General features: G+C 39.4%; 17 protein-coding genes and 1 riboswitch. Of the genes, 6 read left to right on the forward strand and 11 right to left on the reverse strand.

The annotated features are described in order from the left end of the window. Window positions 1-18: 18 nt before the first annotated feature. On the reverse strand, window positions 19-327 hold the full coding sequence (locus tag BUB05_RS18850; protein WP_245819830.1) for an SH3 domain-containing protein: 309 nt from the start codon (window positions 325-327) through the stop codon (window positions 19-21). A gap of 30 nt (window positions 328-357) precedes the next feature. Next, window positions 358-1,323: a hypothetical protein gene (locus BUB05_RS09185; RefSeq protein ID WP_073049310.1), complete on the reverse strand. Its 966-nt coding sequence runs from the start codon at window positions 1,321-1,323 to the stop codon at window positions 358-360. Window positions 1,324-1,586: 263 nt separating this feature from the next. Between BUB05_RS09185 and BUB05_RS09190 the strand changes: the two genes are divergently transcribed. From BUB05_RS09190 to BUB05_RS09210, 5 genes are all read left to right on the forward strand, one after another. Continuing rightward, window positions 1,587-2,567: an MBL fold metallo-hydrolase gene (locus BUB05_RS09190; protein ID WP_073049311.1), complete on the forward strand. Its 981-nt coding sequence runs from the start codon at window positions 1,587-1,589 to the stop codon at window positions 2,565-2,567. A 207-nt stretch (window positions 2,568-2,774) separates the two neighbouring features. Beyond that, window positions 2,775-4,133 (forward strand): NfeD family protein, encoded by a 1,359-nt coding sequence (locus BUB05_RS09195; protein WP_175548540.1) that lies wholly within the window; start codon window positions 2,775-2,777, stop codon window positions 4,131-4,133. Between the two features lie 2 nt (window positions 4,134-4,135). Then, entirely contained in the window at window positions 4,136-4,954 is an 819-nt protein-coding gene (locus BUB05_RS09200) for a slipin family protein (RefSeq protein ID WP_073049312.1), read from the forward strand. 147 nt (window positions 4,955-5,101) lie between these two features. Next, window positions 5,102-7,258: a DNA helicase RecQ gene (recQ, locus tag BUB05_RS09205; protein ID WP_073049313.1), complete on the forward strand. Its 2,157-nt coding sequence runs from the start codon at window positions 5,102-5,104 to the stop codon at window positions 7,256-7,258. 2 nt (window positions 7,259-7,260) lie between these two features. Then, window positions 7,261-9,546: an ATP-binding cassette domain-containing protein gene (locus BUB05_RS09210; protein ID WP_073049314.1), complete on the forward strand. Its 2,286-nt coding sequence runs from the start codon at window positions 7,261-7,263 to the stop codon at window positions 9,544-9,546. A 141-nt stretch (window positions 9,547-9,687) separates the two neighbouring features. Here BUB05_RS09210 and BUB05_RS09215 read toward each other — a convergent pair whose 3' ends face one another. The 6 genes from BUB05_RS09215 to BUB05_RS09240 all read right to left on the reverse strand — a co-directional run bounded on the left by BUB05_RS09215 (window position 9,688) and on the right by BUB05_RS09240 (window position 14,279). Further along, entirely contained in the window at window positions 9,688-10,197 is a 510-nt protein-coding gene (locus BUB05_RS09215) for an SEC-C metal-binding domain-containing protein (RefSeq protein WP_073049315.1), read from the reverse strand. An 81-nt stretch (window positions 10,198-10,278) separates the two neighbouring features. Further along, window positions 10,279-10,776, reverse strand: a complete 498-nt coding sequence (locus BUB05_RS09220) for an AbrB family transcriptional regulator (protein ID WP_073049316.1) — start codon at window positions 10,774-10,776, stop codon at window positions 10,279-10,281. A gap of 204 nt (window positions 10,777-10,980) precedes the next feature. Further along, window positions 10,981-11,883 (reverse strand): TPR end-of-group domain-containing protein, encoded by a 903-nt coding sequence (locus BUB05_RS09225; RefSeq protein WP_073049317.1) that lies wholly within the window; start codon window positions 11,881-11,883, stop codon window positions 10,981-10,983. 15 nt (window positions 11,884-11,898) lie between these two features. Next, window positions 11,899-12,363, reverse strand: coding sequence for a hypothetical protein (locus BUB05_RS09230; protein ID WP_073049318.1), 465 nt, complete (start codon window positions 12,361-12,363; stop codon window positions 11,899-11,901). 30 nt (window positions 12,364-12,393) lie between these two features. Further along, entirely contained in the window at window positions 12,394-12,897 is a 504-nt protein-coding gene (locus tag BUB05_RS09235; protein ID WP_073049319.1) for a macro domain-containing protein, read from the reverse strand. 2 nt (window positions 12,898-12,899) lie between these two features. Further along, window positions 12,900-14,279: a D-serine ammonia-lyase gene (locus BUB05_RS09240; protein ID WP_073049320.1), complete on the reverse strand. Its 1,380-nt coding sequence runs from the start codon at window positions 14,277-14,279 to the stop codon at window positions 12,900-12,902. 239 nt (window positions 14,280-14,518) lie between these two features. Between BUB05_RS09240 and BUB05_RS09245 the strand changes: the two genes are divergently transcribed. Further along, window positions 14,519-14,995 (forward strand): DUF456 domain-containing protein, encoded by a 477-nt coding sequence (locus BUB05_RS09245; RefSeq protein WP_073049321.1) that lies wholly within the window; start codon window positions 14,519-14,521, stop codon window positions 14,993-14,995. A 172-nt stretch (window positions 14,996-15,167) separates the two neighbouring features. Here the strand turns inward: BUB05_RS09245 and BUB05_RS09250 are convergent, their stop codons facing one another. Genes BUB05_RS09250 through wtpA form a run of 3 tightly spaced genes read right to left on the reverse strand, consistent with a single transcriptional unit; the run spans window position 15,168 to window position 18,031 of the window. Continuing rightward, on the reverse strand, window positions 15,168-16,166 hold the full coding sequence (locus BUB05_RS09250; protein ID WP_073049322.1) for an ABC transporter ATP-binding protein: 999 nt from the start codon (window positions 16,164-16,166) through the stop codon (window positions 15,168-15,170). Next, window positions 16,159-16,947, reverse strand: coding sequence for an ABC transporter permease (locus BUB05_RS09255; RefSeq protein WP_073049323.1), 789 nt, complete (start codon window positions 16,945-16,947; stop codon window positions 16,159-16,161). Before BUB05_RS09255 ends, BUB05_RS09250 begins: the two co-directional genes overlap by 8 nt. 52 nt (window positions 16,948-16,999) lie before the next feature. Continuing rightward, entirely contained in the window at window positions 17,000-18,031 is a 1,032-nt protein-coding gene (wtpA, locus tag BUB05_RS09260; RefSeq protein ID WP_073049324.1) for a tungstate ABC transporter substrate-binding protein WtpA, read from the reverse strand. Window positions 18,032-18,132: 101 nt separating this feature from the next. Continuing rightward, window positions 18,133-18,252, reverse strand: a riboswitch (molybdenum cofactor riboswitch). Window positions 18,253-18,267: the final 15 nt, after the last annotated feature.

Below are 18,267 nucleotides of genomic sequence, written 5' to 3' on the forward strand. Positions count from 1 at the left end.
TTTTCTTATATTACCTTTTCAGTCGACCACCTTGATATACTGAACATAATCGGCATTGATAAGGTCTTCCCTCCCATTGATTTCCACACTGATCCAGTTGTCCACGACATTCAGTATTTTTGCCTTCTTGAAAGTGGAACCCATGGACCCTGTCGAAATTGTACATCTTTTGCCTATAAGCCTTTTCACAAGTTCATTCGTCATTACAACACCTCTTCTCTTTTTTAATAGTCTTGCAAGCAATATGTTTCTTATCTGACTCGGTCTAATTACAAACAACAAAATATATATAGGCATATAAATTGCTATCCAAGTACTTGCTTCCAAAATATCATCTCCATTCCTCAGGACATCAAATCAAGACTCCCTTTCAACTGCTATAATTTCATTCCTGTTTATCTCTTCCAGGTCCTTAATCTGACTATCAGTCCTTTTCAATTCCATTCTTAGCCTGTTTATGAGGTTGTTTATTTTACTGTCCAGGCTGTTTACTTGATCCCTTGCATTGTTGATTTTGGACTGTACCATCCAGTCGACTAGAAGCCCATCGAAAAACCAGTCTGCAAAACCTAGAAAATCATCAATACCGAGGTCTATTATTATTTCCAAGTCTACATCCTTCAACTCCCTGCTGAATTTCCTCAGGGTATGCTGGAAATCGTGAATCTGGTCCTGAGCTTCTCTCATCTTGTTTCTTTTTGCTACGGAAGACAAGAGGCCTCCTCCCACCATATCAAGGGTTCCCCAGTTCGCCGCTGACTGAAGAGTTTTCTGGATCTTTCCAACCTGGGCTGATGCTCTTTCTCCTGCAAAAACCGCTTCCTTTATCTCCTTCAGCTTAAGCTTCAGACAATCTATCTCCTCGTTTCTTTTTTCAAGTTCCCGCCATATTCCAGGATAGATAGTTTTGATGATTTCTCTTTTTTCATTCAGCAATTCAGCATATCTTTTCTTCAATTTCAGTCTGGAGCTTTTATCTGACTTGAGGTTTTTAAGCTGTCTTTCCTCCGCTTGGATTTCATAGTTAAGGCGGTCTATCCTTGATTTGACTTCAAGCACTTCTTCCTCTTCCTTTTGGAGCTTGTCTGTCTTGCTGCTTGTCAGGGTGCAAAAAAGATTTTCAAAGGTGAAGTTGTTGAGCTTTTCAACGTCCTTCTCTTCCTTCTCCAGCTTTATGTAAAGCTCTTCCCGCTGATTCTTCAGATAACCCAGGGATTCGCTTACACTTGCTATCTTTTTCTGTATTATTCTGACATTCTGCAACGATTCCATGGTTTCATTGAGTTCTTCATTTATTTTTTCAATTCTGTTCTTATTATTCATGACAAGCTCCCTGATAATCGAACTGTAATATTTGGTCCTTATATATATTCCTTCGAACAATATAATATCTGTTTTTATTATACCTTATTTTACCAGAGGATCGTCATATTTTCAACAATATTGAATTCTATTTTACTAATATCCTTTCGAAAAATATTCTCATTTCTACGGAAATAGTATGCGGTTATTTTATTGTGTTCTTGTATTTCCAATGATTTTTTTATATAATGGTTCATAAAACTTATTAAGGAAAGTGATAAAAAATGACAAAAGAAATCTTTAAAAACATATATCTGATAGAAGTTCCACTTCCAAACAATCCGCTGAAGAACTTGAACAGCTATTATATAAAAGGTAAAAAAAGAAACCTTCTTGTTGACACTGGATTCAACAATGACATCTGTTACGAAGCTTTGACTGAAGGATTAACAGAAATCGGTGCCACTATGAAAAACACCGACATATTCCTTACCCATCTTCATTCAGACCATACAGGATTGTGCGGAAGAATAGCCTCCGAATCCAGCAAAATATTTATTGGTTCACTTGACAAGACATATCTTGAATACTTCTGCAAAGGCACCTACTGGGATGATACAAAAGACAAATTCGTAAATCAAGGTTTCTCCGAAAGTGAGTTTCTAGTTAACAAGGATACCAATCCCATTGTAAAATATGCTCCTCCAAAAGACACTTTGTATACTGCAGTTGAAGACGGTCATGTATTTGACCTTGGTGGAGTCAGGCTGGAAACAATCTTCACTCCGGGACATACTCCAGGGCACATGTGCCTGTATATAAGGGACAAGAAAATATTGTTCAGCGGCGATCATATAATTTTCGATATCACTCCCAACATAAGCCCCCTTCCGGGCATTACCAATTCGTTGGGTTGCTATCTTAAAAGCCTTGAAAAATTGAAGGATCTGGAAGTTGAACACACTCTTTCGTCTCACCGAAATGCCATGGGAGATGATAAAAAGAGGATCAATGAACTCATTGAACACCATATGGAAAGACTTGATGAAGCTTATTCCATAGTAGAAAACAGCGGCGGACTTTCATCTTATGAAGTCGCTTCTAAAATGACGTGGTCAGTCAGACTTAATGACTGGAAAGACTTCCCTCCACACCAGAAATGGTTTGCCGTAGGAGAGGCTGCAGCACATCTTGACTACCTTCAGCAAAATGGGAAAATACACAAATACAAAAGAGACAATGTATACATATATTCTGTATCATAAAAACAGCCGTCAACCCAGGGGGATTTCTTCATCTTGCCCTGGGTTTTTATAGTCTACGAAAGTTTAAATGTGTAATCCCTTGAAGCTTTGGTATTACACAGTTAAGGAGATTTTCTCAGACCTCTTATAACTTTTCAATGAATGTGTTATAATTAAATTAAGTAGAAATAACTTGTCTAATATCCAACGATACAAAGGATGGTCGAAATGTTTAAAGAAATCAGACGGTACACAATGCTGATTTTATTATTGATTCTCCTGACATCCATTTTTTCTTCAGTATTTACTACCGCCCAGAATGACTCTCCCCTTGTTTTAACAATCGAAATCAAAAATACAATAACAGCAGGTACTACGGAACACATTAGAAGAAGCCTTGAAACAGCTGAGGATATGAATGCCGATGCAATAGTCTTTCTTATAGATACGCCCGGAGGTCTGGTAGCATCAACCATTGATATCATGCAACTGATGCTTAATTCCAAGACACCTGTGATCACCTATGTATACCCTCAGGGAGCTATCGCGGCCTCCGCCGGCAGCTTCATCCTCCTTAGCGGAAATATCGCCGCAATGTCTCCAGGCACAACATGCGGTGCTGCCATGCCTGTGGTCATATCCCCTACTGAAGGCACTACCCAGACAGCCGATGACAAAACAATCAATTTCCTGGCAGGTCATATCAAAAGCATTGCACAGGAAAGAGGGCGTGCAACTGATGTCGCCGAAAAATTCGTGACTGAAAATCTCACTCTAAACGCATATGAAGCTCTGGAAAAAAATATCATTGACTACATTCCCAATACTCTTGAAGAACTTCTTGATGCAGTCCACGGAACAGTTGTCACAGCAAACAATGAAGACATCGTACTGAACACAAGAAATGCAAATATCCAACCCCTTGAGATGACCGCTGTAGACAGGATTACGGATATTGTCAGCAATCCTCAGATTACATTCATACTTGTCATAGTAGGTATTTACGGCATAATCATTGGCTTCAATGCACCAGGAACCTTCGTACCAGAAGTACTGGGAGCCATAGCACTCATGCTTGGACTATACGGTCTTGGGCTTTTCGAGGTCAACATCTTCGCAGCAGCCATGCTTCTGCTGGGAATAGCACTACTTGTAGCCGAAGCCTTCACTCCAACCTTTGGGATACTGGCTTTTGGCGGCATTGTCAGCATAATTCTCGGTATACTCTTCCTTCCTGTGGAACCACTGATGCCGGCAGGATGGTTCAGAAGCTTCAGGATGATGGCAATAGGAATTGGTATTGGCAGCGGCATCCTGATGGTAGTTATTCTGAGCGGTATTATAAGGCTTAGAAAAAGCAAGGTCGTGCATGGTGATTCCGAATTTAACGGCAAGGAAGGCACTGTCATTGATGCCTTGAATCCCAAAGGTCTTGTAAAGGTACAGGGAGAAATATGGAACGGAATCAGCAATGACGGCAGCATTATAGAATCAGGCGAAAAAATAATTGTAGTCAAACGAGAAGGAATGAACGTAATAGTCGAAAAATCAAATAATGATAAGGACAAAAGGTCCAGGGAGGTATAAAGATGTTTTTTCTTGATGACAGATTTTTAACCGCTGTTGGAGTTTTGATTTTTCTTGTTCTCATACTCCGACTAGCCATAAAAATTATCCTTGAATACGAAAGAGGCGTTCTTTTCAGACTTGGCAGGCTTGTAGGAGTCAAGGGTCCCGGTCTCATAATCATAATTCCAATAATCGATAGAATAGTACGGGTTCCCCTAAGAACCATTGTCTTTGATGTTCCCACACAGGAAGTAATTACGAAGGACAATGTCACCTGCAAGATCAACGCCGTACTCTACTACCGTGTAGTAGCTCCGGACAAGGTCATTGTAAATGTAGAAAAATACCATGAGGCAACAATTGAATATGCACAAACAACCCTTAGAAGCGTGGTCGGTCAGGCATATCTTGACGAACTGTTGTCGGAAAGAGAAAAGCTTAACAAGGTAATACAAAAGATCGTGGATGAGGCAACGGACCCATGGGGAATCAAGGTGACAGCCGTCGAAATGAAGGATGTAACCCTGCCTCAGGAAATGCAAAGGGCAATTGCAAAGCAGGCTGAGGCCGAGCGTAACAGGAGGGCTGTAGTTATTCAGGCAGACGGTGAAAAGCAAGCAGCCGTTAAGCTTGCCCAGGCTACGGAAATACTGGCTAAACAAAATGGTTCAATGACACTGAGAATGCTCAGATCCCTTTCGGAAGCAGCCGATTCAAGATCCACAACCATACTCTTCCCTCTTCCCATGGAACTTAGAGAGCTATTGCCGGACATGAAAAAATGGGCTGCAAGCGTTGAAAATACCGACACTAACCAAAACAAAGATGAAACAGAATAAACAAAATCATATGCTGGCTGTACAGATTTTATCTGTGCAGTCAGCTTTTTTGTTTCAAACATCCTTTGTGACCTTAATTTTATGTTATAATACTTTAGTTGAAATTAATCGTTATTGAATTGCATATCATATCAATAGGAGCAATCAATGGAAAAAATATATGAAATACTAAAAACTTTATACGGCTATGATGAATTCAGGAACAAGCAAAAGGAAATAATCGAAAACATTGTTGAAGGCAATGACGTCTTTACAATCATGCCTACAGGCGGGGGCAAATCCATATGCTATCAGATTCCCAGTCTCATGTTCAACGGGCTTAGCATAGTCATCTCCCCGCTCATATCACTCATGAAGGATCAGGTTGACGAATTGAAAAGAATTGGTCTTCCTGCAGAATATATCAACAGTTCACAAAGCCAGGCTGAATATTCCGAAGCGTTGGAAGCCATTGAAGAAAACCGATGCAAGCTTCTCTATGTATCTCCAGAGAGGCTTGAGCTAGAAGGATTTAAATCCATCCTGTTAAACAAGTCAGTAGACATGATAGCAGTTGACGAGGCACACTGTGTTTCCCAATGGGGTCATGATTTCAGACCCGGATATAGAAATATAAGCACCTTTATAAGTTCTTTCGATAAAAGGCCTGTTGTTGCTGCATTTACTGCCACTGCCAATGAGGAAGTAAAAAAAGACATCGTAAACCTTCTGGGATTAAGCAATCCAGAGATATTCATTTCAGGATTTGACAGAGAAAATCTGGAACTAAGGGTTTTAAGAGGTCTGGACAGGGATCTCTTCATAGAAAGCTATCTTCATAACCACAGGGACTCATCAGGCATAGTGTACTGCGCAACAAGAAAAAGGGTTGATGAATTGTACAGTAAGTTCTCGAAAAAGGGATATCCCGTATCCAGATACCACGGCGGCATGTCCCCCGGTGAAAGAACTGAAAACCAGGAAAGGTTCATGTATGACGATACCAAAGTCGTATTTGCAACCAATGCCTTCGGTATGGGAATAGACAAATCCAACATACGATTTGTAATCCACTACAATATGCCTCAGTCAATAGAAAACTATTATCAGGAAGCAGGAAGAGCTGGAAGAGACGGACTGGATTCAGAATGCATCCTCCTCTTCGGAAGACAGGATATAACCATACAGAAATATCTGATAGAAAACAGCATAGACAATGTAGAAAGACAAAACCACAAGTATTCGCAGTTGAAAATAATGAATGACTACTGCTATACCAGCGACTGCCTCAGGAAATACATTCTTGGTTATTTTGGCGAAATTTATGGAAAAGACAGCTGCAGCAACTGTACAAACTGCAGTGATGACTTCGAAAAGGTGGACATTACACTGGAAGCACAAAAAATCCTTTCATGCATCCACAGAGCCGGCCAGAGATTCGGCGCCAATATGATCGCCCTTGTACTGAAGGGGTCGCAAAACAAGAAGGTGCTGAACTTCGGTCTCAACAAACTCTCGACATACGGCATCATGGAAGAATACTCAACAGAGGAAATTGTAGAACTCATAAACATCCTTGCTGCAGAAGGATATATCATAATAACAGAGGACAAGTTTCCCATTGCCAAGCTTTCGAATTTATCTAAAAAAGTCTTGCGCAACGAAGTGAAGGTATACAGAAATGTAGAAAAAGCAATTGTCCAGAAAGATATGGACAGCGAACTCTTCAACAGGCTTTTGTCATTGAGGAATTCAACCGCCAGAAACGAAAACGTGCCTCCTTACATAATCTTCCATGACAGGACCATAAAGGAAATGAGCATTCATCTTCCCGTAAATAAGGTGCAACTTCTGCAGATTTCAGGAGTAGGTGCTTCAAAAGCGGATAAATATGGAAATATGTTTGTTGAAGCAATAAGGTCATATATGAATGAAAAAAGCATTGAAATAGATGAGGATAAAGTCATCACCATCAATACATCGGCTGTCAAATCATCGTCAAAAAGAGGTATGACTGAGAAGGTCAAAACTCACCTCATTACCTTCGATATGTACAAGGCAGGCAAGTCATTGAAGGAAATCGCCGAAGAAAGAAACATAAAGCTGAGGACCATCGAAGAACATATGTGCAAATCCACTTATGAAGGTCTTGTTGATTCCTTTGATGAATTTTTCACCGATGATGAAGAAACAGATATACTTGAAGCCATTGACCAGGCGGGCACTGAACTTCTCAGAAACATAAAGGAAGTTCTGCCTGAAGAAATATCATATTTCAAAATAAAAATGGTCATGGCAAAAAATGAAATAATACAGGGATTGTAAAAATGGATAACAATAGATTTGACCATATAAAAATAGTGAATGCAAATGAAAACAATCTAAAAAATATCAGCCTTGAAATTCCCAAAAAGAAGATAACCGTCTTTACAGGAGTATCCGGCTCAGGCAAATCATCTATTTGTCTGGATACAATAGCTGCAGAGTCAAGGAGAGAACTGAACAAGACTTTCCCCAGCTTTATTCAACAGTATCTTCCAAAATATGGAAGACCCGATGTAGAGCGTATAGAAAATCTTCCTGTAACAATACTTCTTGATCAGAAAAAGCCTTCTTCCAATTCAAGATCGACGGTAGGAACCTATACGGACATCCACTCCCTTTTAAGGTTGCTGTTTTCAAGAATTGGGGAACCCTTTGCAGGGTATTCGGATATTTTTTCTTTCAACCATCCTTCAGGGCAATGCAAAAAATGTGAGGGGCTTGGCGTTACTACCGAACTCGATATCCACAAACTGGTGGACTTTGACAAATCCCTAAATGATGAAGGTGTAATAAATTTCCCTGCTTTCACCACGGGAGCATGGAGGTGGAAAAGATATGCCTACAGCGGACTCTTTGACCTGGACAAGAAAATAAAAGACTATAGCGAAAAAGAACTGAACCTCTTCCTTCACTCCCCTCAGACAAGACTAAAAAATCCTCCTCCCAACTGGCCTAAATCAGCCAAATTCGAGGGTATATACCCCAGGATGTATCGAAGCATCATAAATCAGAAAGAGGGGAAACGACACCAGAAAATTCTCGAAACAATGATAACGACTGCAATATGTCCACAATGCAATGGAACGAGATACAATGAAAAAATCAGGTCATGCAGGATAATCGGTAAAAACATATCGGATGTAGCTTCCATGTCAATACCCGATGCCATGGATTTCATTTCACAAATCAGCCATCATCTTGCCGAAGACATTAAGGCCGAAATCATTAAAAGGCTGCAGGCGTTAAAGGATATAGGACTTGGGTATATCAGCCTTGACAGGAATATAGGAACATTGTCAGGGGGTGAAGCACAAAGAACAAAGATTGCCAAATACATAAACTCATCCCTGACTGATATGGTTTATGTCCTTGATGAACCCAGTGCGGGACTTCATCCCCATGACATAGACCTTTTGAAAAATTCCCTCAGAATGCTTAAGGACAGGGGCAATACAATACTCATAGTCGAACACAACAGGGCAATAATAGAGCTTGCTGACCATGTCATCGATATGGGACCCTCCGGAGGATCAAAGGGTGGAGAAATAATGTTCAGCAACACCTATGAAAAACTTTTGGATTCAGATAACCTGACCGGAAAGCTTCTCAGAGAAAAAACACCTTTGAAAAAGGCCTTCAGAAATCCGAAAGACTGGATAACTATTGAAAATGCAAACCTCCATAATTTGAAAAACATAACCATTGACCTTCCCCTTGGTGTACTGACAGTAATTGCCGGAGTTGCAGGTTCTGGTAAAAGTTCACTTATGGATCATTTTGAAAACAACTGTACCGAAGATATTATAGCCATTCATCAAAAAAGTATTGGTATTAACTCAAGGTCAACACCTGCAACTTATCTTGACATATCAGACAATATAAGAGAACTTTTTGCATTGGAAAACAAAGTGAGCAAAAAGCTTTTCAGCTTCAATTCCGAAGGCGCCTGCCCTGCATGCAATGGCAAGGGAATCATAGTTTCAGAAATGGGCTTCATGGACTCAATTGAAACGCTATGCGATCTATGCAACGGAAAAAGATATGCAAAGGAAGTTCTTGTTTACAAATACAGGAATAAAGACATTTCAGAAGTTATGGATATGACAGTCAACAATGCAGTAGAATTCTTCGGAGACAATGAATTTGCAGAAAAGCTTAAGTCTCTTCAGAAAACAGGGCTTGGATACCTTCATCTAAATCAATCAATGTCTACCCTCTCCGGCGGTGAACTCCAGAGAGTGAAACTGGCAAGTCAACTTAACAGGAAAGGAAGCATATTCATCATGGATGAACCTACTGACGGCCTCCATCTCAATGATATGAAAATGCTTATGGATCTCTTCAACCACCTTGTAGACCAGGGCAACAGTCTGTTCATCATAGAACACAGCCTTGACATAATGAAGGGTTCGGACTATATCATAGAACTCGGCCCTGGCGGAGGGACTTCCGGCGGCAATATACTTTTTGCCGGAACTCCGGAAAAACTGCTTCATTCCGATGCATCAATAACAAGACCTTTTTTGGAAGATAGTCTGCCTGCTCAATGCAAAAACACCGGACCTTGATGGTCAATACAAGAAAAACAGCTACATCCGGTTAATCCGGCAATAGCTGTTTTTTTCATAGTATAAAAAAGTTAAGATATGCATAACCCCTTGAAACGTTGGTGTCCTGCATATTTAGGATTCATATATTGATTTTGGTGATTACTCGTTTTCCTTGTTCATGCAGCATTTTTTGTATTTCTTGCCGCTGCCGCATGGACATGGTTCATTTCTTCCTATTTTCTTGCCTTTTACGACAGTCTTTGTCTTATTGTGTTCTTTCTTGATAGTCTTTCTTGCATCTGCAGTCAAGACCTGGTCCCATGCTGGAATGTTATACAGCCAGTCGGCTTTTGCATCAAGCATGTTGTAGTAAAGCTTCTCAAAATCCACTGCAAGCTTTATATCGCTGTCTTCAGTCAATGACTCAAGATCCACTTCCTCCACAAGACTCGTATTTATTCCGTCCATATATCCAGTAAAAACCGAAGGAGTCATATCAAATTCTTCTGCCAGTGCAGCAAGCTTTCCTTCAATTACGACCTTATGGTTTTCAAGTATTTTTTCATATACTGCCTGCTCTTTTTTGAAATACTCTGTCCAGAACCTGTCATATTCATTTTGATCACGTTCTTCGCCTGCAAAATCAAGCCATTCTTTATAAAGTGACATATTTAATTCCTTTCTACTTTAATAATTTTTGTTTTCATTTGCTATTATAACACCAAATCAGGAAATTTCACTATTTTTTTCCTAAAAAGAGCCAAAAATTTCAATTACCTTCCTGATCAAGGCCGGAAGTATTACAACTACGCCTATCAACCTCATCAAATGCATTATTACTACTTTGGATACATCTGCATCATACGAATCTGCTATTATAGACATTTCTGTCAGTCCTCCCGGTGAACTTCCAAGCATTGAAGTTACAAGATCCACTCCAGTAACCTTTGAAACAAAGAGTCCCAGAAGTATGCTGGCAAGAAACAATCCCAAAACCATAACAATTATCGGTCCGATCATATCCCTTATCTGCCCTATGCTTTCCTTGGAAAAGCTGAGTCCAATATATGCACCTATTACTATCTGCGCGCAAATCCTCATTTCAAAAGGAATATATCCACTTCCAAGAATAATATTGTATAATGCACTTGCAAACATGGCTCCAATAAAGGCCCCTGCAGGAAGTTTAAGTTTCAACCCTATAAGCCCGCCTATGGAAGCGGCTGCCAAGGTATAAAGTATTCTCATATAAATCTGTCCTCGATTCAACTATTTTCTATTCCATTAAAAAATTACTCATTATTCTATATTATAACAGAATTCCATGTTGAAAATTTCTTAAAATTATTAATATTTAATCCGGAGTTTATTCCTTGTGACAAATAAAAAATATAGCATCTGCACTTTTTATGCATGTACTATATTTATTAATTCCTTCTAATATTTCAACTATCAATTCCTGACCATGACTTCAAGTAGATAATCTTCAAAATCATCAGGGAAATCATGTCCAAGACCCTTAACCCAGTATTCACTGATATTTAGTCCCTTAACTTTAGCCTTGTCAACAAATATATTTGCTCTTCTAATACAATCCTTGTCATCTTCACCACAAATCACTATGACTTCAGTTTCTCTCTCTTTAAGACAGTTCATAATTTCATCAATTTCATTGTCTATGACTGGAATCCATGGAGACTGAAGAATAATCCGCTCGCATTTAAAATCCTTTACAATAAATGTCTTTAGAATTTCATTGCATCCAGCTGAAAAACCGCCTAGCGTTCTTGTTCCATATTTATTCCAATTGATTTTGTCCAATACACCTGCCAGTTGATTTTTACCATTGTCCTCCCATCTGAATAGTTCATAGGAATCAACGAAAGCCGACTGCACGTATTCGACCTGATAGCCATACTTCTTGAGGAAATTCCAGCTCTCAATACTTATATCAATATTCTGCTGATTGCCGTGCAGAGCAAGAGCCAGATCTGCACCCCTGATTTTCTCCCAGGTACAAATGGTCTCTGCTTCTTCAACTGCATTCAAATACCTTTTATCCGATATTGCCTTTAATTCTTTGAACCTGTTGTCATCTCTCAAACTATCCAAGTCTTCATCATCAAAAACTTCAGGCCTGTACCAATATCCTTTTATCATTATTACTTCGTTGAGCCAAGCCATTGCCTCTTCTTTTCTTCCACAAAGGGCCGCAAGACAATAAAGGTAGTTATATAACTGTGCACTCCATGTCTTGACTTCATACTTTTTATCAAGCATAAATTCATAAGCTTCATTAACACCTTTGGTTTCAAGCAATTCAAGAGTTTTGTTCAAGAAAATATTCTCTTTCAATTTATATTACCCTCCCTACTGGTCTTCATCTTTATATTCTATATCCGAATCATCATCAACAAAAATTTCCCCTCCTAGATGTAAAAGCTCCTTGATATGGTCCTCCAGATAAAATATATCTCCATATTCTTCAACGTGTCCATCAGTACATACATTCCAGTCAAGCTCCGTAAGATTTACGCTTCCACCTTCCCTGTCGTAGGTACTCCTGTTCATTGCTGCACAAAACTTGTCTTCATCTATAGTAAAAACCACATTTCTTTTTTCATTCAGATACTGGTTGCCAAGATCATAGACAATGCCAAATTTAACGTTTACTCCCTTAGTTGTTTCAGGCAATCTTTCCAAAGCATACATTGCATTTCCAAGACCGATTATCTGCCTGGGCTTTATTCCGGGATTCCTCAAAAGCCTCCTTGCAGTTTTAGCTGCTGTTTCTATTAAAAAATAATCCTCTTTCTTTAATTTGAATACTTCCATATACACATCTCCCCCCGTCAAAATTCCATATCATAATGATGGAAACAGCTTCTTTGCCATCTCATAAATATTGCTGTCAAATATCACCAAATATACTGTCATTTCATTCTTTTCAATGAATTCACTGATTGCCGCAACAGCAACTTCTATAGCCTTGTCTTTTGGATATCCAAATATTCCTGCTGAAATCAACGGAAAGGCAATGGATTCAAGACCATTTTCCCTGGCTGTCTCAAGAGCAGTTTTGTAGCAGCTGTATAGAAGCTCAGGTTCATTGTGACTGCCGCCTCTCCACACGGGACCTACAGTGTGGATGACATATTTCGCTGCCAGTCCATATCCCTTTGTAATAACACTTTGTCCTGTGTCGCAAAACCCTATGGCATCACATTCCTCCTGCAGCTTCCTGGGTCCGGCTGCCGAAAAAATAGCCCCACATACTCCACCACCCATCTTAAGCCTTGAATTTGCAGCATTTACTATTGCGTCCACTTCCATCTTTGTCAGATCACCTTTTACTATTTCAAATGACATCCTCATCCCTCCTGTAAGATTTTTGATATCAATGACCTTCCCTTTTGATAATATCCTTCCATGACATCATCAGGTACCATGCTTCCTCCTGTGGCCCAAACAACATGGGCTGCATTTTCCATCTTTCCTTCCAAATTATGCTTTTGCAGATATCCAAGAGTCTTCTCATTTCCAATGAGCTCAACGGGTCCCGGTAGTCCTGCACAGGCGGAAGGTTCCAGCATAATATTTTCACTATTTATCAATGTGCTTAGAAGCACATAAAGTATTTCATCATCTACTGTATAGATACCGCTCAGCAGTTCATCCATAGTCTTTCCTACAAACCCTGACGCTCTACCTACCGCCAAGCCATCCGCCTCGGTTGTATTGTCCAGACCGAAATCAAAAACAGATATATCACTATGCTTTTCCGTCATCATTCCTATAAGCATGCATGGGGAGTGCGTCGGTTCAGCAAAAAAGCAATGCACATTGTCCTTGAACAGCAATTTCAAACCAAATGCCGCTCCTCCCGGTCCGCCGCCTACACCACAAGGAAGATACACAAACAGCGGATGTTCATCATCAACGGTTATAGCCAAATCATCCAGTTGTCTTTTCAGTCTGGCTGCCGCTACGCTGTAGCCAAGGAACAGATCCTTTGAATTTTCATCATCAACAAAATAACTCATTGGATCTGCATCGGAAAGCTTTCTGCCCTCTTCAACTGCCTTACTGTAGTCTGAATCATATTCCTTAACAGTTACACCCTTGCTTCTCAACATATCCTTTTTCCATTTCTTGGCATCTGATGACATGTGTACAATAACCTTGTATCCGATTTTTGCACTCATTATTCCAATACTCAAACCCAGATTACCTGTAGATCCCACCTGGATTGTATACCGGTTGAAAAACTCCCTGTGCTTTTTTTCGGCCAGAATCGAATAATCATCATCTAGAGCTATCAGCCCGTTTGCAAGAGCAAGGTCTTCAGTATGTTTCAAGACCTCGTAGATTCCTCCCCTTGCCTTTATTGACCCCGATATGGGAAGATGACTGTCAAGCTTCAACAACATCATCCCTGGAATCTCAAGACCGGAGATTTCCTCCAAAGCCATCTTCATGTCATTTATTTCAACAATCATGGATTCAATTATCCCATTTGTCCTATAGGTCTCAGGAAAGTGCTTTTCAATAAATGGTGCAAATCGCAATAGTCTCGCTTCAGCATCTTTAACATCTTCCTCATTCAATGAAATTTTCTCCATTGCCTTTTCAAAATTCTCAAGCTTCGGATTTATCCAAAAAACTTCATTTGCTCCCATTATATCATTCATAAGCGGATATTTATTTTTCCACTCAGTTATTGTTTTCCCTGCTATTATTTTATCTTTCAAAACATACCTCTCTTAAGTTCTACAAATTTTTCTGCAACTATATCCCAGTTTCCATCTCTTTACAGCTCCTTGCAATGATGGGTTTTATACGGGACTGAGATAAATCTATTTTCATTATTATATCATAAATCCTTCCCTTTATGCACCTTTGCCATGTTGTTTTACCTTAATTTTATCTTCTAATGTTATTTAATCTTTTTCTCAATTTCCTATGATATAATATACTCAGGAGGTTCTACATGTATACATTAGCCTTGATAGTTGCTGTAATCTTATTCATAATCGGTCTTGCCGGTACAGTTCTTCCAGTTCTACCGGGAGTGGGAATAATCTATGGAGGTATGATAATCTATGGAGTAATGACAAAATTTGAATGTCTCGATGTCAATTTCTTCATCCTCCAGGGAATCGCCTGTGCATTCATACTGGGAGTTGATTTTGTTGCGTCCGCAGTAGGCACAAAGGCCTTTGAAGGCAGCAAGCATGCTGCCAAGGGTGCTATTATTGGTACAATTATCGGTCTGATTTTCCTGGGGCCTCTTGGGATAATAATAGGTCCCTTTACAGGTGCAGTAATTATAGAATTACTGACCGGCAGAGAACTAAAAAAGTCCCTGCGCTCGGGCATAGGAACTTTAATAGGCATTCTGGGCGGCACAGTCATCAAGATTGCGGCCGAAATTGTCATGATAATTTATTTTTTCATAAAAATCTGATCCATTGTTTTAAACTCTAAATTTTATCAGTATATTTCCATAAAGGATTCCTTGAAAGCAATTGCTATCTGTTTCTTTACTATGCTATAAAAAAAGAGACAGTTTAACCGTCTCAATATCATCAGCTGTCATTACTGATATTACATTTCATCGAATTACTCAAATATTTGATTTATTTAATATAACAAACGTCTTTTTTATTGAATCCGAACTGTATGGCCTCTCCATTTTTTAGCCTTGTATTCATCAACTGGTTTATTGTAAATATTATAAATTTCATGTTGTTGTATTCAACTGTAACTTCAAGATGGGTGCCGTTATTGTAGACATCGATTATTGTTCCTTCAAAAACCAAATCGCAAATCTCATTTCCAAGGTGTATGTTTTCAGGCCTTATACCTGCATATATGTATGGGTCCCCTGATAATTCTTCAGGCAAGCCAAGTTCAATATCCTTTCTTTCGAATATGTTTTCCATTCCTGTAAATTGAGCAACAAATTTGTTCTCAGGTTGATTGAATACTTTTTCAATTTCATTAACCTGAATTATTTCTCCATCGTCTATTATAGCCACCTTATCTGCAAGATAATATACTTCACTGAAATTGTGCGTAACCATAAGAATTGTAATATCGAACTGCTTGTGAATTTCCTTCATCTGCTGCATTATCTGCTTCTTTGTATGGTTGTCGAGCGCTGAAAAAGGCTCGTCCAACAGGAGTATCTTGGGTTCTACTACAAGACCCCTTGCCAGTGAAGTCCTCTGTTTCTCTCCGCCGCTTAAGTTCTTCGGGTATCTGTCTGTGATATGTTCAATATTGAATATTTTTATTAGGTTATAATAATTTTCTTCATATTTTGGATCATTTTCCTTGAATCTAAGTCCATATTTGATATTCTCCTCCACTGTCATATTGGGGAAAAGTGCAAAATCCTGATATACTATTGAAATATTCCTGTTTTCAGGCTTTTCTTTCGTCTTGTCTATCTTGTCTATGATTACATTTCCGCTCTTAACATTCTTAAGTCCCGCTATGGTTTCAAGGAGCATGGATTTTCCGGACCCGGTCGGTCCAAGGAGTGAATAAAACTCTCCCTTTTCGACATGGAGATCAATATTCTTGAGTGCAAATTTGGACAGCTGTACATTTATATTGTTAAGTCTAATCATTGCTGTCTCCTTTCAATGTAAGCATTCTGAAAACTATGAATATTATAAGAGATATAATTATCAGTAAAAGTGCAATGGGTCTTGAATACTTAAGTCCATAGGAATTGAACCTGTCAAAAATTATAGTAGGCGCTATCATTGGATGGTATGCAAGAATTACCACGGCTCCGAATTCACTTATGGACCTTGCCCAGGTAAGTATCATTCCTGTAAGTATTCCCCTGTATGCATTTGGTAATGTTACATTTTTTATTGTCTGGATATGCGATGCTCCAAGTGACCTGGATACATTCTCCATCTTGCCTGATACTCCCATAAAGGCATTTTTTGCACTCGATATCATTAGGGGCAGGCTTACAAACATCATTGCAAGAACAATGCCCCTTTTTGTTCCCACCACCTCAAGACCTATATATTGCAGTATGCTTCCCACAGCACTTCTCGGACTTAGCATTGATAGAAGCATGATACCCACCACCGTATGGGGTATTACCAGAGGTATGTCCAGTATGCTCTCAACTATATTTTTTCCCTTGAATTCAAATCTTGCAAGCACATAAGCCAGGGGAACTCCAAGAAATGCTGAAATCAGTGTAGAGATACTTCCCGTGGACAAACTTGTCCATATGGCATCCCTTACTGAGCTGTCCCTTATTGTTTCTCCCAAAATCTCATAATCAGTGGTACTTACAAGTATGAAAATGGGATAAACAATAAAAAATATAATAATTATTCCTGCAATCATTGATAGCGAATGTATCAAATCTCTTTTACCTTTCATGTATACTCCTCATAAGTCATATACCGCTGCCCGAGGGCAGCGGTATTTGTTTTTATTTCTCTATTGCGATTCCTTCATTAAGGTTTTCTTCTCCATATACAACCAATGGATCCAAAACAGGCTGTCCGTTCTTGTCCATTATCGCAAGTCCTTTGTCCCTGTCAAGAAGATAGTTGATAAAAGCTACTGAAAGAGCTTCATCAGGAGTATTCTTTGGAATTGTCACTCCATAAACTATTGGCTTTCCAACCTGGGTTATGGTTTGTCCAGGCTCTGAACCTGCCACCTCAACTGTTGCTGTTGCATAGAAGTCAGTAAAATCAACACTGCTTAAATTGATTTCTTCCGGAAGCTCCACAAAAGGAAGATCGTGTTGTACTGCAACCGATCTGTAGATAAAGAAATAATCAAGTGTTCCCGTCTCTATCATTGCAAGCAGGTCAGTTTCCTTAGGTCTGATATTCTTCTCCGGACAGTGGGCATCAAGCTCCGCTTCAAGTCCTTCGATTCCGTAATGATCTTCTGCAAGCTGGTATACCATAAGTGACCTGTATCCGCAGGGGTCTGCATTGTGGTCGCTGTGTCCGTAGTTCACTCCATCTCTCAGAAGTATTTCATACCAATTTTCACTAGTGATTTCATCAGCATACTGGCTTGTTTCAGAATAAGCGATAACCATTTCATTCTTTGCGAACAATACGTTGAAATCAGCAAAGTCAGGAATAAGAAGGTTGTCGATTACAGTATAATCGGCTGATGCCATTATGTGTGCTTCTTTGCCGAGTTCTGATATTTTCTTGGCGCAACTTCTACTACCTGCAGGCTCCCTGAGTACATCAACATTGGGATACATTTCTTCGAATTCAGCTTCCATTTCACCGAATGGCACTGAAAGACTTCCTGCATGGTAAATCACAAGATCTCCCTCCAGTTCTGCTGCAGGCTCCGAATCTGCATCCGCATTTGCTTCTTCTTGTGGTTCGACATCTTCTGCCGGTTCTTCAACTGTCTCTGCTGGTGAACATCCAACATACATCACCATGCTTATAACCAGTACAAGCATTAATAATACTTTTTTCTTCATCTAATTCTCCTCCAAATTATGATAATGGTTGCTATAAAAAACGGACATCCCCTAAGGAATGCCCGCAAATTATACACGTTAAATCTTCTATACTGCCATAGAAAATCAAATATAATTATTCATTCCAAACACGGGAGATATGTCTGTTTCCAAACATACCCTATCGGTGTGACTTTCTTAGCAAAGCCTTAGAATTGACACACTTGAATAATACAAAAGTATTCAGTTAAACTTAC

This window comes from Dethiosulfatibacter aminovorans DSM 17477 (assembly GCF_900142005.1).
Classification (GTDB): Bacteria; Bacillota; Clostridia; order Tissierellales; family Dethiosulfatibacteraceae; genus Dethiosulfatibacter; species Dethiosulfatibacter aminovorans.